Below are 18340 nucleotides of genomic sequence, written 5' to 3' on the forward strand. Positions count from 1 at the left end.
ATCAGCATCCCGTGCTCGGCCTCCGATAATCATCGAAGGCACAATGGACCCAACCCCCGGTCGGTGGGGTCCCTTTTGGACGCCGATCACCCCAGAAGCGGGGTCCTTATTGCAAGCCGTTCAACATGCAAGTGATCGGCCAATTCCGCCTCGCCCGCGATCAGCCGCGCCGGCATATGCGGCACCGGCTCAAGCCCCATCGCGCGCAGGCGGGCGGCGGCGGCCAGCATCTCGGCAAAGGGCGTGCCTTCGATATTGGCGACAAAAACCTCGCTGCCCGGCGGCAGTTGCAGCCGCGCATCCTCGTGCCGCGCCAACGTGCGCGGCGTCACCTCGATCGAGGCCGCGCCCAGCATCGGGCATGGCTTGGGGGCGATCCGCCCGGCAGGTTCTGGCCGCATCCGCTGTCCTTTCGCAATCGCGCCATCCTAGACGGCGCGCCCGGCGCGGGCATCGCAGGAATGCGTCAGGCCCGGCGCAGGCTTGCGGCGGCCAAGGGAGCGATGGGATCAGACGGCGCCGCGCTCGGCCTCGACCACGGCCAGCCGGGCCATCTCCAGCGCCGCCTCGCGGCTGGCGGCGGCGGCGATGAAGCGGCCGTTATGGCAAAACAGCGCGCCCGCCACGCCCGAGGCCTGTTCCAGCGCCTCGCCCGTCAGCCCGGCCCAGGCGGCGGGCAGGTCGGCGCGCTGCTCGAACCCGTCCTCGGATTTGCGGATGCCGCCGATCACCCAGTCCTTGTTGCGCGGCGAGATCACGAACCACAGCCGGTCGGCCCCGGCCCGGACCACGGTCGGGCGGAACGGCATGCCCATCGGCAGCTCCAGAATGCGGCCATCGCCCGCCGCCTCGATTGCCTGCAGCACGATGCCATCGGCGCGCAGCTTGGCGGCACTGCGGGCGACCCTCGCCTCGACAAAGGCGCGCGCGATGGTCAGCGCATTCAGAAAGGCGCGGTCATCGGCGCCGGGCTCAGTGTCATCGAACACCGGTTTCAGGCTTTCCAGCAGGCCCGGCAGCAGCATCCCCGTCAGCAGCGGACCCGCCGTGCCGGGGTTCAGCGCGCCATTGTCCAGCAGATCCACCGGCAGCACGAAGCGGGCGTCGAAAGAGGCATGGATGCCCTCGATATGCTCGGCCGGCACTTCCATCGCGGCAAGATAGTCGCGGCCGAAATGCTGCCAGATTAGCCCGAACGAGCTGAACGGCTGGCCATCGGCGCGCAGCGGCGCGCCGCGCTGGTGGTGGTCGAAAATTCCCGCCTCGGGATCGTAGGCGCCGCCCACGTCATAGATCACCCGGTCGGGCGCGGCGGTGATCCATTGCGGATCGCGGCTGCGCCGGATCTCGGCCTGAGGAAACAGCCGGCTCAGGATGACGGTTGAGAACAGCTCATCCGCGTGAAAGCCGCCGGAATGGGTGACGAGAAAGGCGGGGGACATGGCGGGCTTCCTTGCAAGGATCACGGGATGACGCCCGGCGCCGCCCCTTGGACGTGAAAATCCGGGGCCGGCGATCCGACCCCGGGGCAATATCGAACGGGCGGCCCCTCGGCGGCGCGGGCCGCTGGCCTCAATGCGTCCAGGGCGCGCGGCGGTCGGTCGCGAAATTCTCGCCATAGCCGCGCGGGCGAACATTGGCGGCACGGGCATGCGGCTCGATCACCACGAAATCCAGGCCCTTCTCGCGGGCGTAATCCTCGGCCTGCTTGCGGGTCTCAAAGCGCAGCCGGACCTGAGCCTGGGTGTCGTCCGAACTGGTCCAGCCCATCAGCGGGTCGATCTCGCGCGCATCGGCGGCCGGGAACTCAAGGACCCACAGCTTGGTCCGCGCGATACCGGATTGCATGGCGTTACGGGCAGGTTTGTAGATGCGAACGCGCATTGGCGGGAACCCTCTGTTCTTGCTTGCCGCCTTATCCCCCAAGCCGGGCTTCGGTTCAAGATGGCTGCGACAATGCGGGGCAATGCGCGCCCGCTTTGCACTTGCCTCTTGCATCCTGGCCACCCGATGCCAGATTCAGCACCGGAACAAAGGTGAAACCATGGGTCACAACAATACCAACGCCCCGACGCTGCGCTTTGCAGAGGTCACCCGCCCCAAGCTTGAGGGCGGCAAGCGCTTTGTCATGCAGTCCGAGTTCCAGCCCGCCGGCGACCAACCGACGGCGATCGCGGAACTGTCGCGCGGGGTGGTGGAGGGCGAACGCGATCAGGTGCTGCTGGGCGCGACCGGCACCGGCAAGACCTATACCATGGCCAAGGTGATCGAGGCGACGCAGCGCCCGGCCATCATTCTGGCACCCAACAAGACGCTGGCGGCCCAGCTTTACGGTGAATTCAAGGGCTTCTTCCCGGAAAATGCCGTCGAATATTTCGTCAGCTATTACGATTACTACCAGCCCGAGGCCTATGTCGCCCGCTCGGACACCTATATCGAGAAAGAGTCGCAGATCAACGAGGCCATCGACCGCATGCGCCACTCGGCCACGCGGGCGCTCTTGGAGCGCGACGATGTGATCATCGTGGCCTCGGTTTCCTGTATCTACGGCATCGGCTCGGTCGAGACCTATTCGGCCATGACGCAGGACATGATCGTGGGTCAGCAATACGAACAGCGCGGCTTCATCAACGAGCTGGTGGCCCAGCAATACCGCCGTCTCGACGCCGCCTTCCAGCGCGGTGGTTTCCGCGTGCGCGGCGATGTGGTCGAGGTCTGGCCCGCCCACCTCGAAGACCGCGCATGGCGCTTTGATTTCTTTGGCAACGAGCTGGAAGCGATCACCGAATTCGACCCGCTGACCGGCGCCAAGACCGACAGCTTCAAGCAGATCCGCATCTACGCCAACAGCCACTACGTCACCCCGCGCCCGACTTTGCAGCAGGCAATCAAGGGGATAAAAGCCGAACTTCACGGACGTCTGAAACAGCTGACCGAGGAAGGCAAGCTGCTGGAGGCGCAGCGGCTGGAGCAACGCACGAACTTTGACCTGGAAATGCTTGAAGCGACCGGGGTTTGCAACGGGATCGAGAACTACTCCCGCTATCTGACCGGCCGCGCCCCGGGCGAGCCGCCGCCGACCCTGTTCGAGTTCATCCCCGACAACGCCATTGTCTTTGCCGATGAATCCCACGTCTCGGTGCCGCAGATCGGGGGCATGTATCGCGGCGACTTCCGGCGCAAGTTCACGCTGGCTGAACACGGCTTCCGCCTGCCAAGCTGCATGGACAACCGGCCTCTCAAGTTCGAGGAATGGGACGCCATGCGCCCGCAATCGGTCTTTGTCAGCGCCACCCCCGCGCAATGGGAAATGGACCAGACCGGCGGCGTCTTTACCGAACAGGTCATCCGCCCCACCGGCCTGATCGACCCGCAGATCGAGATCCGCCCGGTCGAGATGCAGGTCGATGACTTGCTCGATGAGGTGCGCAAGGTCTCGGCGGCGGGGATGCGCACGCTGGTCACCACCCTGACCAAGCGCATGGCCGAGGATCTGACCGAATATCTGCACGAACAGGGCGTCCGCATCCGCTACATGCACAGCGACATCGACACCATCGAGCGGATCGAGATCCTGCGCGACCTGCGGCTGGGCGCATTCGACGTGCTGGTCGGCATCAACTTGCTGCGCGAAGGCCTTGATATTCCTGAATGTGGTCTGGTCGCCATTCTGGACGCCGACAAAGAGGGCTTCCTGCGCTCCGAGACCTCGCTGATCCAGACCATCGGCCGCGCCGCTCGCAACGCCGATGGCCGCGTCATCATGTATGCCGACCGCATCACCGGCAGCATGGAGCGCGCCATGGCGGAAACCGAGCGCCGGCGGCATAAGCAGATGGCCTATAACGCCGAACATGGCATCACGCCGCAGACCGTGCGCAAGAATGTCGAGGATGTGCTGGCCGGGCTCTGGCAGGGCGATACCGACCAGTCGCGCATCACCACCAAGGTGGACAAGCCGCTGGTCGGTGCCAATCTCTCCGCACATCTGGATGCGCTGCGCGCCCAAATGCGCAAGGCGGCCGAGAACCTCGAATTCGAAGAGGCCGCGCGGCTGCGCGACGAGGTCAAGCGGCTGGAAGCAGTCGAGCTGGCCGTGGCCGACGATCCGCTGGCGCGGCAATCGGCCATCGAGGAAGCCGCCGAAGAGGCAGTCCGCGCCTCGGGCCGCTCGACTGCCGGCCGGGCCGGCCAGCGCGGTGGCACCAAGCGATCCAAGCGCCGGCACTAGGGCCGGCGCCCGCGCAGGCTGGACCTAGCGCGGTTTGCGTTCGGTCAGGCGACGCTCGATGGCGTCCCAGATCAGCGCGGCGGCATTGATGCCGTCGAATCGCTCCAGCTCCTGAATCCCGGTCGGCGAGGTCACGTTGATCTCGGTCAGCCAACCGTCGATCACGTCGATGCCGGTAAACAGCAGGCTCTTTTCGCGCAGGACCGGGCCGATAATGGCGCAGATCTCACGCTCGCGTTCGGTCAGGCCGATCCTTTCGGGGCGACCGCCGACATGCATATTGGAACGTGCCTCACCCTCGGCCGGAACCCGGTTGATCGCACCGACCGGCTCGCCATCGACCAGGATGATGCGCTTGTCACCCTTGACCACCGCCGGCAGGTATTTCTGGGCGATGACTGGCTCGCGGTTGCTGCCGGTAAAGGTCTCCAACAGCGAGGACAGGTTGGGATCGTTCGGGCGCAGGTGAAAGATCCCTGCCCCGCCATTGCCGTAAAGCGGCTTGACGATGATATCGCCGTGCCGCTGGCGAAAGGCGCGGATCTGCGCCAGATCGCGGGTGATCAGCGTTGGTGGCGTCAGATCGGGAAAATCCAGCACCAGCAGCTTTTCCGGGCAGTTGCGCACCCAGAACGGGTCGTTGACTACATAGGTTTCCGGATGCACGCGTTCCAGCAGATGGGTGTTGGTGATATAGCCCATGTCAAAGGGCGGATCCTGCCGCAGCCAGACCACGTCGAATTCGCGCAGATCCGCCTCTTGCCAATCGCCGAAGCTGACATGGTTGCCGCGCTCGCGCCGCAAGGTGATCGGCCGGCCCTGTGCGAGGATCCGGCCCTCATCATAGCTCAGCTTATCGACCGTATACTGGAAAAGACGGTGCCCCCGCGCCTGGGCTTCCAATCCCAGACGGAAGGTGCTGTCGCCATCGATCGAGACATGTTCGATCGGGTCCATCTGGAGGGCGACGTATAGGCTCATGCTGACAACTCCAGTCTCGTTCGCAATGAGTTCTGGCCTGCCCGTGGCGCCATTGCAAGCACTGCCGGCAGGCAGTCAGCCCATGGCGAATGCGTTCTCAAGGATCTCGACCCGGCCCTGACCATCGACCAGCGCCGCGTCGAAGCGCATCGGCGTCAGCAGTGCCTGTGGCAGCCGGCCACAGAATTCCAACGCGGCATTGCAGATGCGTTCGATCTGCTGCGCGCTGATCCGCATCACCGCATCGGCATGGCGCGCCGCGCTCTTGACCTCGACAAAGACATATTCCCGGTCGCGCTCCATGATCAGGTCAATTTCGCCGCCCGCACCGCGCCAGCGTGCCGCCACCTTGGAATAACCGCGTGCCAGATAATCCCGCAGCACGCTGTCCTCGCCCATGCGGCCGGCGGCATAGGCGGTCGCACCCCCGGCACGGCGGCTGGCCGGGACGGCGCGGGGCTGGGCGACAGAGGTCCGGGCCGCGGGGGACTGAACGGCGGGGATCCGCGTGGCGGGCATGGTCATGGCGTCTCCTTTTTCATTTCCAGCGCCAGCGCATAGATGTCGCGCCGGGGCAGATCGAATTTCGCGGCGACCCGAGCCGCCGCCTCCTTGACTGGCAGTTCGGGCAATAGCGCGGCCAAGGCCTGACGCAGATCACCCTCATCCCGTTCCTTCGCCGCCGGGCGGTCGAATAGCACCACCACCTCGCCGCGCAATCCCTCGGGCGGGATCGCTTCCAGCAGTCCACCGGCCGTACCGCGCATCACCTCTTCGAATTTCTTGGTCAGTTCCCGGCAGATCACCGTAGATCGATTCGGGTCAATCTCGCACATATTCTCCAATAATTGCCTAACGCGGCGCGGGCTTTCGAAGGTGATGACGGTGGCCTCGATCTCGGCCCAGCCGGCGATCCAGCTGCGCCGGGCGCCCTGTGTCGCGGGCGGAAAGCCCACGAACAGGAAACGGTCGCTCGGCAGGCCCGAGACCGACAGCCCCGCCAGCGCCGCCGAAGGGCCCGGCAGCGCCCGCACCACCAGCCCCTCCTGCGCCAGATCGCGCGCCAGCCGATAGCCGGGATCGGCCACCAGCGGCGTTCCCGCATCCGAGGCATAGGCCACCGACAGGCCCGCGCGTAGCGCCTCGATGATGCCCGGGCGGGCGCGATCGGCATTGTGGTCGTGATAGGCGATCATCCGGCGGCCGCGCAGCGGGATGCCGTGAATGTCCATCAGGTGCCGCAAGGTCCGGGTATCTTCGGCCGCCAGCACATCGGCGGTATTGAGCACGTCGAGCGCGCGCAGTGTGATGTCGCGGGCCGAGCCGATCGGGGTTGCCACCAGATAGAGCGCCGCCTCGGGGGGCGCGGCGGAAATCGATAGTGCGATCGACCGCGCAGCAGTTTCCTTGTCAGCCATGGCGGCGCTCCTTGTTGCTGGGCCAGTCGTTTTGGGGCCGGGGCGTCCTGCCGGAAGGCCGGATGCCGGGCACGTTGCCATCCCCGGGATATGCCAATAACCTGCCGGGGTTAAGTCCCCAGCCCCAGTGACAGGGAATCAAGCCATGATCGCATTGACCACGACGCGCGGCGGCTTCGGCCTTCGCCGGCCTCTCGCCCGCATCGCCGCCATCGCCTCGGCCCTGTTCCTGGCCGCCTGTGACCCGATCGAAACCGCCAGCTCCGGCGCCTCGACCGGGCAATCCATCGACCCGACCAAGCCGGTGCAGATCGCGCTGCTGGTGCCCGGCGGCACCAACAACGCCGATTTCGACTGGCTGGCGCGTTCGTTGACCAATTCGGCCAAGATGGCCGCCGCCGATGCGCGCGGCGCCACCATCGACCTGCGGGTCTATGACTCGGGCTCCGATCCGGGGACGGCGGTGGCCAAAGCCACTGAGGCGGTCGATCAGGGCGCCAAGATCATCCTTGGCCCGCTGTTTGCCGACAGCGCCAATGCCGTCGGCAATGCCATGGCGCCGCGGGGCGTGAACGTGCTGTCGTTTTCGAACAATGCCGACATCGCGGGCGGCAACGTCTTTGTGCTGGGCAATACCTTTGACAACACCGCCAACCGGCTGGTCAGCTATGCGGTCCAGAACGGCAAGCGCCGCATCATGGTGCTGGCCGAGGATGACGCCGCAGGCCAGATCGGCAGCGCCGCGATCCAGCGCGCCATTCAGGCCAACCGCGCCACGCTGGCCGGCACGGCCACGCATCCGCTGTCGAAACAGGGCATCGACGGGGTGATCCCGAACGTGGCTCAGGCGGCCCTGTCCGGCAATGTCGATGCGGTGTTCCTGACCGCGAACCAGGGCGCTGTGCTGCCCTATCTGACCGACAAGCTGGCCGATGCCGGCGTCTCTTCGGGCACGGTGCAGATGATGGGGCTGACGCGCTGGGACACCCCGGCTTCGCGCCTGAAACTGAAGGGCGTGCAAGGCGGCTGGTTCGCCCTGCCCGACACCCGGATGAAGGGCCAGTTCGAGCAGCGCTACCGCTCGGCCTATGGCGAGGCGCCGCATGAGCTGGGTTCGCTGGCCTATGACGGCGTGGCTGCCATCGCCGCTCTGGTCCGCGCCGGCAAGAAGAACGCGCTGACCACCGCCGGGCTGACCCAGAACGCAGGCTTTGCCGGCGTGAACGGCGCCTTCCGGCTGAAACGCGACGGCACCAACGAACGCGCGCTGGCCATCGCCACGATCCAGAACGGTCAGGTGCAGATCCTGTCGCCGACACCCACCAGCTTTGGCGGCTTCGGGTTCTGATCTTGGCCGACCTGTCCGCCGACCGCCTGCCGCAAAGCGCCCCGGCCCTGCCCGGGGCGCATGCGCTGTTTTCGCCCGAGACTTTCCTGCCGCAGCTCAGCCGCGAATTGCAGGGCATCGACAACCCGCGCGACATCCGCGCCCGCACGGTCGCGCTGCTGACCGAGGCGCGCACCGCCGCCCTTGCCGATATCGTCGCGGGCTTTCAGTCCCATCCCCGCGCCGCGCGTGAAACCGTCCGCGCCATCTCGAACCTGACCGATGCCACGGTGACGGCGATCCACCATGTCGCCACCACCATCCTGCATCCGCACACCAATCCGACCGATGCCGAGCGCCTGTCGGTGCTGGCAATCGGCGGCTATGGTCGCGCCGAGATGGCGCCGCAATCGGATGTGGACCTGCTGTTCCTAACGCCGTGGAAGGTCACCGGCTGGGCCGAAAGCGTGGTCGAATCCATGCTTTACATGCTGTGGGATCTGAAGCTGAAGATCGGCCAGTCCACCCGTTCGATCGACGACTGCATCCGGCTGGGCGGCGGCGACATCACCATCCGCACCAGCCTTCTGGAGCACCGGCTGGTCTGTGGCCATGCCGCCACGGCGGAATCGCTGCGCGAGCGGCTGTGGAGCGAGCTTTTCGACAATTCCGTGCCCGAGTTCATCGAGGCCAAGATGGCCGAGCGGGCCGAGCGCCACCGCCGTCAGGGCGGCCAGCGCTATGTGCTGGAGCCCAATGTCAAAGAGGGCAAGGGCGGGCTGCGCGACCTGCAGACGCTCTACTGGATCGGCAAATACATCCACCGCGTCGACCGCGCGGTCGAGCTGGTGGGCCTTGGCGTATTCACCAAGGACGAACACCTGACCTTCTGGCAGGCCGAGGATTTCCTGTGGGCCGTGCGCTGCCACCTGCACCTGCTGACCGGCCGGCCGACCGATCAGCTGACCTTCGACATTCAGGTCGAGGTCGCCCGCGCCATGGGCTATCGCGATCTGAGCGGGCGGCGCGCGGTCGAGGTCTTCATGCAGGATTATTTCACCCATGCCACCCGCGTGGGCGAGCTGACGCGGGTGTTCCTCGTCTCGCTCGAAGCGCGCCATCTTTACAAGGCGCCGATCCTGAGCGGGCTGCTGAGCCGGCGCAAGCGTGTGCGGCCGGGCTTTCGGATTGACCGTGGCCGGCTGAACTATGCCGACGAAAAACAGTTCCTGGCCGATCCGCTGAACATTCTGCGCCTGTTCGAGGAATCGCTGCGCACGCAATTGATGCTGCATCCCGATGCCATGCGCGCGGTGGCGGCGAACCTGAACCTTCTGGACGACAGCCTGCGTTCGGACCCCGAGGCAGTGCGCATCTTTCTGGACCTGCTGCTGAAACACGGCAACCCGGAACGCTCGCTGCGGCGCATGAACGAGTTGGGCGTGTTGGGCGCCTTCATCCCCGAATTCGCGCCGGTCGTGGCGATGATGCAGTTCAACGTCTATCACCATTACACGGTGGACGAGCATCTGATCCAATGCGTCGCCGCCCTTTCGGCCATCGAGCGCGGCGAACAGATCGAGGATCTGCCCACCGTCAGCCGCATCATGCATGGCAAGATCAGCCGCCGGGTGATCTATCTGGCGGTGCTCTTGCATGACATCGGCAAGGGCCGTACCGAGGATCACTCGATCCTAGGCGCGCGGCTGGCGCGGCGGGTCTGCACACGCTTTGGCCTGCCCGCGGATGAGATCGAGACCATCGAATGGCTGATCCGCAATCACCTTCTGATGTCGGACGTGGCGCAGAAACGCGACATTTCCGACCCGCGCACGCTGCGCGACTTTGCCAAGCTGGTGAAAAGCACGCGGCGGCTGGACCTGCTGACGGTGCTGACCGTCTGCGACATCCGTGGCGTCGGCCCTGGCACATGGAACAACTGGAAGGCCGTGCTGCTGCGCAAGCTGCATGCCGAAACCGAACTGGCGCTGAAGAACGGGCTGGAAGAGCTGAACCGCGAAAAGCGCACCGGCGAGGCCAAGCGCTCGCTGCGCCACCTGCTGACCGCCCGTGGCTGGGAGCCGCGCGCGATCAAGGCCGAGCTGGGCCGGCATTACGAAAACTACTGGCCGGGCCTGCCGACCGAAACGCAATCGGTCTTTGCCGACCTGCTGCGCGGTCTTGGCACCGATGAGATCCGCATCGACCTGAACCCCGACCCCGATCGCGACGCCACCCGCGCCGCCTTCGTGCTGGCCGATCATCCCGGCATCTTTTCGCGTCTGGCCGGCGCGCTGGCGCTGGTCGGCGCCAATATCGTCGATGCCCGCACCTACACCACCAAGGACGGCTTCGCGACGGCGGTGTTCTGGCTGCAGGACGGCGACGGCCATCCCTATGACATGGACCGCCTGCCCCGGCTCAGCAAGATGATCGAGCGCACGCTGAAGGGCGAGGTGGTCCCGCGCGAGGCGCTGGCCGGGCGCGACAAGCCGAAGAAACGCGAATCCGCCTTTCGTTTTCCGACGCATATCACCTTCGACAACGAGGCATCCGACGTCTACACGCTGATCGAGGTCGATACCCGCGACCGTCCCGGCCTGCTTTACGACCTGACGCGGACGCTGGCCGAAAATCACATCCAGATTGCCAGCGCGGTGATCGCGACCTTTGGCGCGCAGGTGGTGGACACCTTCTACGTCAAGGACATGTTCGGATTGAAACTGCACCAGCCGCAAAAGCGCGAGTCGCTGCGCAAGAAGCTGGAAAAGGCGATCCGCGACGGGGTCGAACGTGCCGAAAAGGCCGATCGACCCTTGGGCGGATCGTTCTGACCTAGGGACAGGAATACAATGCAACCGATCAGACTTATCCGGGGGTTCCTCTCGGTCGGGGCCTGGACTTTGGCCAGCCGGGTGGTGGGCTTTGTCCGCGACGTGATGATCGCGGCCTATCTGGGCGCGGGCCCGGTGGCCGAGGCCTATAACGTCGCCTTCCGCCTGCCCAACATGTTCCGCCGCTTTTTCGCCGAGGGCGCGTTCAACACCGCTTTCGTGCCGATGTTCGCCAAACGGCTGGAAGCGGGTGAGGACCCGCGCAGCTTTGCCGAAGAGGCGTTCTCGGGCCTGTTCAGCGTAGTGCTGCTGGTGTCGCTGGTCGCGACCTTCCTGATGCCATGGCTGGTCTTTGCCTTGGCGGCGGGCTTTGTCGGCGACGAGCGCTTCGATCTGGCCGTGACCTATGGCCGGATCTGCTTTCCCTATATCCTGTTCATCTCGCTGACGGCGCTGCTGTCGGGGCTGTTGAACGCGGGTGGGCGTTTCATGGCGGCGGCGGCCGCGCCGGTGCTGATGAACCTGATCCTGATCGTCGCCATGCTGCTGGCCGACCATTACGGCTGGGACATGGGCAGCGCCATGGCCTGGTCGACGCCGGTCTCGGGGCTGGCGCAATTCCTGACCGTCTGGTGGGCCGCCAAGCGCATGGGCTTTCCGCTGCGCCTGCGCCGGCCGCGACTGTCGCCCGACATGAAGCGGCTGCTGGCCGTCGCCGCGCCCTCGGTGCTGGCCGGCGGCGTGGTGCAGCTGAACCTGATCGTCGGCCAGCAGGTCGGCTCGTTCTTCGACGGTGCGGTGGCCTGGCTGACCTATGCCGACCGCCTGTATCAGCTGCCGCTGGGTGTGGTCGGCATCGCCATCGGCATCGTGCTGCTGCCCGACATCTCGCGCCGGCTGAAGGCCGAGGACACGGTGGGCGGCCGCTATGCCTATAACCGGGCCACGGAATTTGCGCTGTTCCTGACGGTGCCGGCGGCGATCGCGCTGACGGTCGCGGCCTATCCGGTGATCTCGGTCCTGTTCAAGCGCGGCGCGTTTCTGGAATCCGACGTCGGCCCCACGGCACTGGCGCTGGCGATCTATGGCGTGGGCCTGCCGGCATTCGTGCTGCAAAAGGTGCTACAACCGCTGTATTTCGCACGCGAGGACACGCAAAGCCCGTTCCGCTTTGCCATCTGGTCGATGGTGGTGAACGCCGTGCTGGCGCTGGGTCTGGCGCCGCTGATCGGCTTTTCGGCGGCAGCACTTGGCACCACGGTCGCCGGTTGGACCATGGCTTGGCAATTGTGGCGCGGCACCCGCGTCTATGGCGAGGCAGCCGAGTTCGACGACCGGCTGCGCCATCGCCTGCCGCGCATCGTCGCGGCCTCGCTGGTGATGGGCGGCGCGCTTTGGGTGGCAATGCTGGTGCTTGGCGACAGCCTGTATCAGCCGGGGACGCGCTATCTGGCACTGCTGGCGCTGGTCATGGCGGGGGCGCTGTCCTATGGCGCTGCGCTGGTCGCTTTGGGCGGGTTCCGGCTGTCGGACCTGCGCGCCGGCTTCAGCCGCGGGCGCTGATCGCGGCCCGCCGGCTTGCCCTGCGGCAGGCCGGCCCGGCCTTAGCGGTCGCGGATCTGGGCCATGACGCGGGCAATGCCGCCCGGCACCAGCACGAAGGACAAAAGGAAGCCGGTGCCAAAGCCCGCAACCTCGGCGATCCATGTCTTGTTGCCGGTCTGGAACAGGATGCCAAAGACCAGCTGGAAGGCCAGCAACATGCCGATCAGCGTGAACGCCCGCATCCGGTTCGCGTTCTCTTGCCCAAGCCGGGTCCAGAGCAGGAAGGTAAAGGCGCCGACAAAGCCATAGACCGCCGGATAGCCGCCGATCAGCGGCTGAAAGTTCAGCTGCGGCAAGGCGGCCACGAAAAGCGTATAGACCAGCGCACCGCCGATGGCCGAGCCAAAGAACAGCACGATCACTGCCCAGGGCCGAAAGACATTGGCAATCAGATTGCCAAGCGCCAGGCAGAACACCACGACGAAAACCGCCTGCATCAGCGACAGATGCACAAAGGAATAGGTCAGCACCCGCCAGCTTTGATCCAGCAGGAACACCCGCATCTGCCACAGCCGCAGCACCAGCTCGGGGATATAGGCGCTGCGCTCGACCGCGATCTGGCGCATGGCCATGCCCGCACCCGGGCCGCCGCCGCCGGCAAAGCCCAGCTGCGCCAGCCCGAACAGCGCCTCGCAGGCGATCATCGGCAGCACCAGCGCCCAGACCACGGCAGGAACAGGGTTCAGGGGCGATTCATCGTAACCGGGGCGCATCTTCTCTCCTTCCGACAGGGCGGTTGCGCCCGAACGGGGCAAGGGGTAAGCCAGCGCACGGGATTTTCCAAGCAGGTAGTGCCATGGCCACGAGCTTCACCAAGCGCATCTTCTCCGGCATCCAGCCCTCGGGCGGGCTGACGCTGGGGAACTATCTGGGCGCGCTGAAACGTTTCGCGGAATATCAGGGACAAGGGGCCGAGACGATCTATTGCGTCGTCGACCTGCACGCGATCACCGTCTGGCAAGATCCCGAAAAGCTGCGCCACAACACGCGCGAGGTGGCGGCGGCCTTTCTGGCTTCGGGCGTCGATCCGGCGCAGTCGATCCTGTTCAACCAAAGCCAGGTCAGCCAGCACGCGGAACTGGCGTGGCTGTTCAACACGGTCGCGCGCGTCGGCTGGATGTATCGGATGACCCAGTTCAAGGACAAGGCGGGCAAGAACAGCGAGAATTCTTCGCTGGGGCTGCTGGCCTATCCCTCGCTGATGGCGGCCGACATTCTGGCCTATCACGCGACGGCGGTGCCGGTCGGCGAGGATCAGAAGCAGCATCTGGAACTGACCCGCGACATCGCCGCCAAGTTCAACCATGACTACGGCGTGGAGTTCTTCCCGATCACCGAGCCGCTGATCGAGGGCACCGCGACCCGCGTTATGTCTCTGCGCGACGGGTCCAAGAAGATGTCGAAATCCGATCCGTCGGATGCGGCGCGCATCAACCTGACCGACGATGCCGATGCCATTGCGCAAAAGATCCGCAAGGCGCGCACCGATGCCGAGCCGCTGCCCGGCACCATGGAGGGGCTCAAGGACCGCCCCGAGGCGCGCAATCTGGTCAATATCTATGCCGCACTTTCGGGCGAAACCGCCGATCAGGTTCTGGCGCGCTTCGAGGGTCAGGGCTTTGGCGCCTTCAAGCCGGCGCTGGCCGAGGTCGCGGTCGAGGTCATGGCCCCGATCACCGCGCGCATGACCGAGTTCATGGCCGACCCCGCCGAGATCGACCGCATTCTGGGTCATGGCGCGGATCAGGCCGCCGCCATCGCCCAGCCCATCGTCGAGCGGACCAAGGAAATCATGGGGATGATCCGGTCGCGCTAGGCCGGGGATTTTCCCAAGTTCGCGCCCCATGCTAGGCTGGGGCAAAGGCAGGATGACACGCGCGGGCGACGCGCGGGAACGGATGGGGTGATGACGCACAGGCTTGCCCGGCTGCTTGCGACGCGGGACTGGATTCTGGCCGACGGGGCGACGGGGACCAACCTTTACAACATGGGGCTGGCCAGCGGTGACGCGCCGGACCTGTGGTGCGAAACCCACCCCGAGCGGGTCTCGGCGCTGCACCGGCAGATGATCGCCGCCGGCGCCGACCTGATCCTGACCAACAGTTTTGGCGCCAATGCCAGCCGGCTGCGGCTGGCCGGGGCGCAGGACCGGGTGCAGGTGCTTAACCTGGCCGCCGCCCGGCTGGCGCGGGCCGAGGCCGATGCCGCTGGGCGCGAAGTTGTCGTCGCAGGCTCGATCGGCCCGACAGGCGAGATCATGGCCCCCATCGGCCGGCTGACCGAGGCCGAGGCGGTGCGCATGTTCACCCAGCAGGCAGAGGCGTTGAAGCAGGGCGGTGTCGACCTGCTCTGGGTAGAGACCATCAGCGCCGCCGAGGAAATGCGCGCCGCCGCCAAGGCCGCGCAGGCGGTGGGCCTGCCGTGGTGCGGCATGATGAGCTTCGAGCCCGGCGGGCGCAGCGTCATGGGCGTCAGCCCGCCGCAACTGGCCACGCTGATCGACCGCCTGCCCTGCCCGCCGCTGGCTTACGGCGCCAATTGCGGCACCGGCCCGGCCGAGCTGTTGCTTGCCGTCTCGGGCTTTTCTGCCGCCGGCTGCGAACGTGCGCTGATCGCCAAGCCCAATGCCGGCGTGCCGCGCTATCAGGACGGCGGGCTGATCTATGACGCCACGCCCGAGGTCATGGCCGAATTCGCCGTGCTGGCCCGCGATCTGGGCGTGCGCATCATCGGCGGCTGCTGCGGCACCACGCCCGAACACCTGTCGGCGATGCGGGCCGCGCTGCAAAGCCGGCCGCAGGGCGCGCGGCCGAGCCCCGAAGCCATCTCGTCGCGCATCGCCGCGCTGATGCCGGATCGCTAGAACAGCGCCAGCTGATCACCCGCCCGCGGCGGCGCGCGAAAGCGGCTGCAATCCAGCACCGGCCCCGGCCCGTCCAGCCCCAACCGCCGCCGGGCCAGCCGGAACCGCTGCTGCAACAGATCGGCCTCGTGCCCCTCGCCCCGCATCCGGCTGCCGAAACGCGGATCATTGTCGCGCCCGCCGCGCATCGCCTGAACGCGGGCCATCACATGCGCGGCCTTGCCGGGGTGCAGCCGCTCCAGCCAGTCGCGAAACAGCGGCGCCACCTCCAGCGGCAGACGCAGCGGGATCATGCTGGCGGCGCTGGCGCCGGCGTCGCGGGCAGCGGTCAGGATGCGCTCGATCTCGTGTTCGTTCAGCACCGGGATCATCGGCGCGGCCATGATCCGCACCGGCACGCCCACCTTGGCCAGCCCCTCGATCATCTTCAGCCGGGTCGCGGGTGCCGGCGCGCGCGGCTCCATGCTGCGCGACAGGGCCGGGTCCAGCGTGGTCAGCGACACGCCCGCCGACACCAGCCGCCGCCCGGCCATGTCGCCCAGCAGATCCAGATCGCGCAATACCGTCGCGCCGCGCGTCACCAGACTCATCGGGTGGTTCCAGTCCGACAGCACCTGCAGACAGCCGCGCATGATCCGCAGCTGCGCCTCGACCGGCTGATAGGGATCGGTATTGGTGCCAAAGGCGATCGGTGCCACCGCATAGCAGCGCCGGCCAATCTGAGCGGCCAGCAGCTCGGGCGCGTTCGGCTTGGCGGTGATGCGGGTTTCGAAATCCAGCCCCGGCGACAGGCCCAGATAGGCGTGACTGGGCCGGGCGAAGCAATAGATGCAGCCATGTTCGCAGCCGCGATAGGGGTTCACCGAGCGGTCGAAGGAAATATCGGGCGAGCTGTTGCGCGAGATAATCGAGCGCGCCTGCTCCAGCCGGATCTCGGTGCGCAATTGCTGCTGCGCTTCGGGAATGTCCCAGCCATCATGTTCGCGGGCGCGCTGATAGGGCTCGAACCGACCATCGGGGCGGCTGTCGGCGCCTCGGGCGCGCAGGATCTGGTCAGGGTCTCGCGGCGGCAGGGTCATGCCCTACCCTAGCCGCCCGAAGAGAACATTTCAAGAACATGAAACCGGATCGGTGCCGCAGGGTTGGTTTACCGAGATCGCGATTCCATCTTTCGATTCTGCTGCGCCGGTCGCATAGTCATAGCAACGGAGGACCACATGCCATTGCCGCATTTCCTGCTCTTGCTGATCGCTGTCGTCGCGGCCGCCGCCCTGACGATCTGGGTCGCCAGTGCGGTCGGCGTGCCGCTGCTGGTCATGGCGCTGCTGATGCTGATGGCGGCGGGCATCGCCCATCTGGCGATGCATCTGGACCGTTAGCTGTCCAGCTCGGTGTCCCAATACAGATAGTCCATCCAGCTTTCATGCAGAAAGTTCGGCGGAAAGCGGCGGCCGACCGCGTGCATTTCCTCGGTCGTGGGCTGGCGCGGTGGGCGACGCAGGCGCAGGCCGGAATTGCGCAGCGACTTGTTGGCCTTTTTCAGGTTGCAGGGAGAACAGGCCGCGACCACGTTTTCCCAGCTGGTCACGCCGCCGCGCGACCGCGGCACGACATGGTCAAAGGTCAGATCGCCGCGCGCGCCGCAATACTGGCAACAGAATTCGTCCCGCAGAAAAAGATTGAAGCGCGTGAATGCCACGCGCTTCTGGGGTTTGACGAAATCTTTCAGGACGACGACCGAGGGGATGCGTATCGCCTCTTTCTGGCTTCGCACCACCTCGTCATATTCGGCGATGATCTGCACCCGGTCCAGCACCACCGCCTTGATCGCCTCTTGCCAGGGCCAAAGCGACAGCGGGTAATAGCTGAGCGGGCGGAAATCGGCGTTCAGCACCAGCGCCGGATGATGGCGCAGGCCGGCCGGCTCGCGCACGAAATGAGTTCGGAAATCGCCATGGTCGTCCAGCATAGGCCCTCTGCCCTTGTGTGCCAGGATCTGTCGAACGTCTTGGCCTGACTATATATCGCGACCAGACCCTGACAAGCCCCCGAATATATGCCTGTTCCTGACTATCCCGCAGTCGTGACATCGGCGTGACAGGGCCGCCGGGGCCGGTCTAATGCGGCGTGGCGAATTTCAACAAAAGCAAGCCCGCAAGGATCAGCCCCGCCGCCGTCAGCCGCAGCGGATCGGCGGATTCGCCCAAGGCCACGATGCCCAGCACGAATGCGCCCACGGCGCCGATCCCGGTCCAGATCACATAGGCCGTGCCCAGAGGCAGGCTGCGCATGGCCAGCGACAAAAACCAGACGCTGGCCAGCATCGCCACCACGGTCACCGCCACCGGTCCCGGCCGCGTCAGCCCCTCGGACTGTTTCATCGCGAAGGCCCAGACCACCTCCAGCAGCCCCGCGATCATCAGATGGATCCACGCCATGCCATCCCCTTTGGTTGTTCCGCGCCAGACTGGCATAATCGCGCGGGCAATGTCAGGATGGTTTTATGACCCAAGCCCCACATCTGATCGGAACGCTGGAAAGCGCGCTCTATGCCGAGGATCTGGCGGCTGCGGTGGCGTTCTGGACGGGCATCATCGGGCTGCAACAGATCGGTCATGTGCCGGGGCGGCATGTGTTTTTCCGCTGCGGTGCGCAGATCCTGCTGGTCTTTGACCCGCGCGCGACCCGCGTGCCGCCGGGGCCAGAGGCGCGCCTGCCCGTGCCTCCGCATGGTGCCGAGGGTGCCGGCCATTTCTGCATGGCCGCCGCCCCCGATGACATCGAACGCTGGAAGGTTCATCTGGAACGGAAGGGAGTCGGGATCGAGGCCGATCTGCGCTGGCCTCAAGGCGGCCGCTCGATCTATTTCCGCGACCCGGCGGGAAATTCCGTCGAGATCGCCGATCCGGCGATATGGCTTTCCCGGTAAAGGGCCAAAAGGCAAAAACGGCACCCCGTCAGGGATGCCGCACCGCAGGAACTGGCGAAATCAGCGACGGGCGCGAACAGCGACCCTTTCAGCCTGCGGCTGGTGCATCGCCGAGCCTGCCAGTCCAGCAGTCACCAAGGCAATCAGCGCTA

18 protein-coding genes are annotated in these 18340 nt (G+C 66.1%); 8 read left to right on the forward strand and 10 right to left on the reverse strand.

The window, feature by feature from the left end; all coding sequences use genetic code 11:
* Nucleotides 1–86: 86 nt before the first annotated feature.
* The 3 genes from GL279_RS13235 to GL279_RS13245 all read right to left on the reverse strand — a co-directional run bounded on the left by GL279_RS13235 (nt 87) and on the right by GL279_RS13245 (nt 1884).
* Complete coding sequence (locus tag GL279_RS13235; protein WP_155065118.1) at nt 87–401, reverse strand: hypothetical protein; 315 nt, start codon at nt 399–401, stop codon at nt 87–89.
* 108 nt (nt 402–509) lie between these two features.
* The gene (locus tag GL279_RS13240) at nt 510–1442 is read right to left on the reverse strand and encodes an MYG1 family protein (RefSeq protein WP_155065119.1); all 933 of its coding nucleotides are present in this window, start codon (nt 1440–1442) and stop codon (nt 510–512) included.
* Between the two features lie 130 nt (nt 1443–1572).
* Nucleotides 1573–1884 (reverse strand): ETC complex I subunit, encoded by a 312-nt coding sequence (locus tag GL279_RS13245; RefSeq protein ID WP_155065120.1) that lies wholly within the window; start codon nt 1882–1884, stop codon nt 1573–1575.
* 160 nt (nt 1885–2044) lie between these two features.
* Here GL279_RS13245 and uvrB point away from each other — a divergent pair, with 160 nt between their 5' ends.
* Complete coding sequence (gene uvrB, locus GL279_RS13250; protein ID WP_155065121.1) at nt 2045–4231, forward strand: excinuclease ABC subunit UvrB; 2187 nt, start codon at nt 2045–2047, stop codon at nt 4229–4231.
* Nucleotides 4232–4255: 24 nt separating this feature from the next.
* On the opposite strand, the gene gshB is transcribed toward uvrB, so the two are convergent.
* From gshB to rsmI, 3 genes are all read right to left on the reverse strand, one after another.
* Entirely contained in the window at nt 4256–5212 is a 957-nt protein-coding gene (gene gshB / locus GL279_RS13255) for a glutathione synthase (RefSeq protein WP_155065122.1), read from the reverse strand.
* Between the two features lie 75 nt (nt 5213–5287).
* A complete protein-coding gene (locus tag GL279_RS13260) occupies nt 5288–5737 on the reverse strand; it encodes a YraN family protein (RefSeq protein ID WP_246175314.1) in 450 nt (149 codons plus the stop codon).
* Nucleotides 5734–6630: a 16S rRNA (cytidine(1402)-2'-O)-methyltransferase gene (rsmI, locus tag GL279_RS13265; RefSeq protein WP_155065123.1), complete on the reverse strand. Its 897-nt coding sequence runs from the start codon at nt 6628–6630 to the stop codon at nt 5734–5736. The genes GL279_RS13260 and rsmI overlap by 4 nt, the downstream gene beginning before the upstream one ends.
* A gap of 145 nt (nt 6631–6775) precedes the next feature.
* On the opposite strand from rsmI, the gene GL279_RS13270 reads away from it, so the two are divergent.
* From GL279_RS13270 to murJ, 3 genes are read left to right on the forward strand one after another with little or no spacing between them, the layout of a single operon-like run.
* A complete protein-coding gene (locus GL279_RS13270) occupies nt 6776–7978 on the forward strand; it encodes a penicillin-binding protein activator (protein ID WP_155065124.1) in 1203 nt (400 codons plus the stop codon).
* Complete coding sequence (locus tag GL279_RS13275) at nt 7975–10791, forward strand: [protein-PII] uridylyltransferase (RefSeq protein WP_425495607.1); 2817 nt, start codon at nt 7975–7977, stop codon at nt 10789–10791. The genes GL279_RS13270 and GL279_RS13275 overlap by 4 nt, the downstream gene beginning before the upstream one ends.
* A gap of 18 nt (nt 10792–10809) precedes the next feature.
* Complete coding sequence (gene murJ, locus GL279_RS13280; RefSeq protein ID WP_155065126.1) at nt 10810–12354, forward strand: murein biosynthesis integral membrane protein MurJ; 1545 nt, start codon at nt 10810–10812, stop codon at nt 12352–12354.
* Between the two features lie 41 nt (nt 12355–12395).
* On the opposite strand, the gene GL279_RS13285 is transcribed toward murJ, so the two are convergent.
* The gene (locus GL279_RS13285) at nt 12396–13109 is read right to left on the reverse strand and encodes a rhomboid family intramembrane serine protease (protein WP_155065127.1); all 714 of its coding nucleotides are present in this window, start codon (nt 13107–13109) and stop codon (nt 12396–12398) included.
* Nucleotides 13110–13192: 83 nt separating this feature from the next.
* Here GL279_RS13285 and trpS point away from each other — a divergent pair, with 83 nt between their 5' ends.
* Nucleotides 13193–14212: a tryptophan--tRNA ligase gene (gene trpS, locus GL279_RS13290; RefSeq protein ID WP_155065128.1), complete on the forward strand. Its 1020-nt coding sequence runs from the start codon at nt 13193–13195 to the stop codon at nt 14210–14212.
* Nucleotides 14213–14302: 90 nt separating this feature from the next.
* Nucleotides 14303–15259, forward strand: coding sequence for a betaine--homocysteine S-methyltransferase (gene bmt, locus GL279_RS13295; protein ID WP_155065129.1), 957 nt, complete (start codon nt 14303–14305; stop codon nt 15257–15259).
* Here bmt and GL279_RS13300 read toward each other — a convergent pair.
* The gene (locus GL279_RS13300; protein ID WP_155065130.1) at nt 15256–16338 is read right to left on the reverse strand and encodes a PA0069 family radical SAM protein; all 1083 of its coding nucleotides are present in this window, start codon (nt 16336–16338) and stop codon (nt 15256–15258) included. The genes bmt and GL279_RS13300 overlap by 4 nt on opposite strands.
* Before the next feature lie 138 nt (nt 16339–16476).
* On the opposite strand from GL279_RS13300, the gene GL279_RS19155 reads away from it, so the two are divergent.
* Complete coding sequence (locus GL279_RS19155) at nt 16477–16638, forward strand: hypothetical protein (RefSeq protein ID WP_170293976.1); 162 nt, start codon at nt 16477–16479, stop codon at nt 16636–16638.
* On the opposite strand, the gene GL279_RS13305 is transcribed toward GL279_RS19155, so the two are convergent.
* Nucleotides 16635–17228 (reverse strand): HNH endonuclease, encoded by a 594-nt coding sequence (locus tag GL279_RS13305; protein ID WP_155065131.1) that lies wholly within the window; start codon nt 17226–17228, stop codon nt 16635–16637. The two genes, GL279_RS19155 and GL279_RS13305, sit on opposite strands and share 4 nt — an antisense overlap.
* Before the next feature lie 148 nt (nt 17229–17376).
* Nucleotides 17377–17697 (reverse strand): DMT family transporter, encoded by a 321-nt coding sequence (locus GL279_RS13310; RefSeq protein ID WP_155065132.1) that lies wholly within the window; start codon nt 17695–17697, stop codon nt 17377–17379.
* A 65-nt stretch (nt 17698–17762) separates the two neighbouring features.
* On the opposite strand from GL279_RS13310, the gene GL279_RS13315 reads away from it, so the two are divergent.
* Nucleotides 17763–18188: a VOC family protein gene (locus GL279_RS13315; RefSeq protein WP_155065133.1), complete on the forward strand. Its 426-nt coding sequence runs from the start codon at nt 17763–17765 to the stop codon at nt 18186–18188.
* Nucleotides 18189–18340: the final 152 nt, after the last annotated feature.

This window comes from Paracoccus limosus (assembly GCF_009711185.1).
In the GTDB taxonomy this organism is placed as follows: domain Bacteria; phylum Pseudomonadota; class Alphaproteobacteria; order Rhodobacterales; family Rhodobacteraceae; genus Paracoccus; species Paracoccus limosus.

Excerpts from the sequence above, each read along its gene's own strand:
- GL279_RS13240 (WP_155065119.1), bottom strand. The coding sequence starts at position 1,442 with ATGTCCCCCGCCTTTCTCGTCACCCATTCCGGCGGCTTTCACGCGGAT.
- GL279_RS13300 (WP_155065130.1), bottom strand. The coding sequence starts at position 16,338 with ATGACCCTGCCGCCGCGAGACCCTGACCAGATCCTGCGCGCCCGAGGC.
- GL279_RS19155 (WP_170293976.1), top strand. The coding sequence starts at position 16,477 with ATGCCATTGCCGCATTTCCTGCTCTTGCTGATCGCTGTCGTCGCGGCC.
- murJ (WP_155065126.1), top strand. The coding sequence starts at position 10,810 with ATGCAACCGATCAGACTTATCCGGGGGTTCCTCTCGGTCGGGGCCTGG.
- GL279_RS13315 (WP_155065133.1), top strand. The coding sequence starts at position 17,763 with ATGACCCAAGCCCCACATCTGATCGGAACGCTGGAAAGCGCGCTCTAT.
- GL279_RS13305 (WP_155065131.1), bottom strand. The coding sequence starts at position 17,228 with ATGCTGGACGACCATGGCGATTTCCGAACTCATTTCGTGCGCGAGCCG.
- GL279_RS13310 (WP_155065132.1), bottom strand. The coding sequence starts at position 17,697 with ATGGCGTGGATCCATCTGATGATCGCGGGGCTGCTGGAGGTGGTCTGG.
- uvrB (WP_155065121.1), top strand. The coding sequence starts at position 2,045 with ATGGGTCACAACAATACCAACGCCCCGACGCTGCGCTTTGCAGAGGTC.
- gshB (WP_155065122.1), bottom strand. The coding sequence starts at position 5,212 with ATGAGCCTATACGTCGCCCTCCAGATGGACCCGATCGAACATGTCTCG.
- GL279_RS13235 (WP_155065118.1), bottom strand. The coding sequence starts at position 401 with ATGCGGCCAGAACCTGCCGGGCGGATCGCCCCCAAGCCATGCCCGATG.
- trpS (WP_155065128.1), top strand. The coding sequence starts at position 13,193 with ATGGCCACGAGCTTCACCAAGCGCATCTTCTCCGGCATCCAGCCCTCG.
- GL279_RS13245 (WP_155065120.1), bottom strand. The coding sequence starts at position 1,884 with ATGCGCGTTCGCATCTACAAACCTGCCCGTAACGCCATGCAATCCGGT.
- GL279_RS13285 (WP_155065127.1), bottom strand. The coding sequence starts at position 13,109 with ATGCGCCCCGGTTACGATGAATCGCCCCTGAACCCTGTTCCTGCCGTG.
- rsmI (WP_155065123.1), bottom strand. The coding sequence starts at position 6,630 with ATGGCTGACAAGGAAACTGCTGCGCGGTCGATCGCACTATCGATTTCC.
- GL279_RS13260 (WP_246175314.1), bottom strand. The coding sequence starts at position 5,737 with ATGACCATGCCCGCCACGCGGATCCCCGCCGTTCAGTCCCCCGCGGCC.
- GL279_RS13270 (WP_155065124.1), top strand. The coding sequence starts at position 6,776 with ATGATCGCATTGACCACGACGCGCGGCGGCTTCGGCCTTCGCCGGCCT.
- bmt (WP_155065129.1), top strand. The coding sequence starts at position 14,303 with ATGACGCACAGGCTTGCCCGGCTGCTTGCGACGCGGGACTGGATTCTG.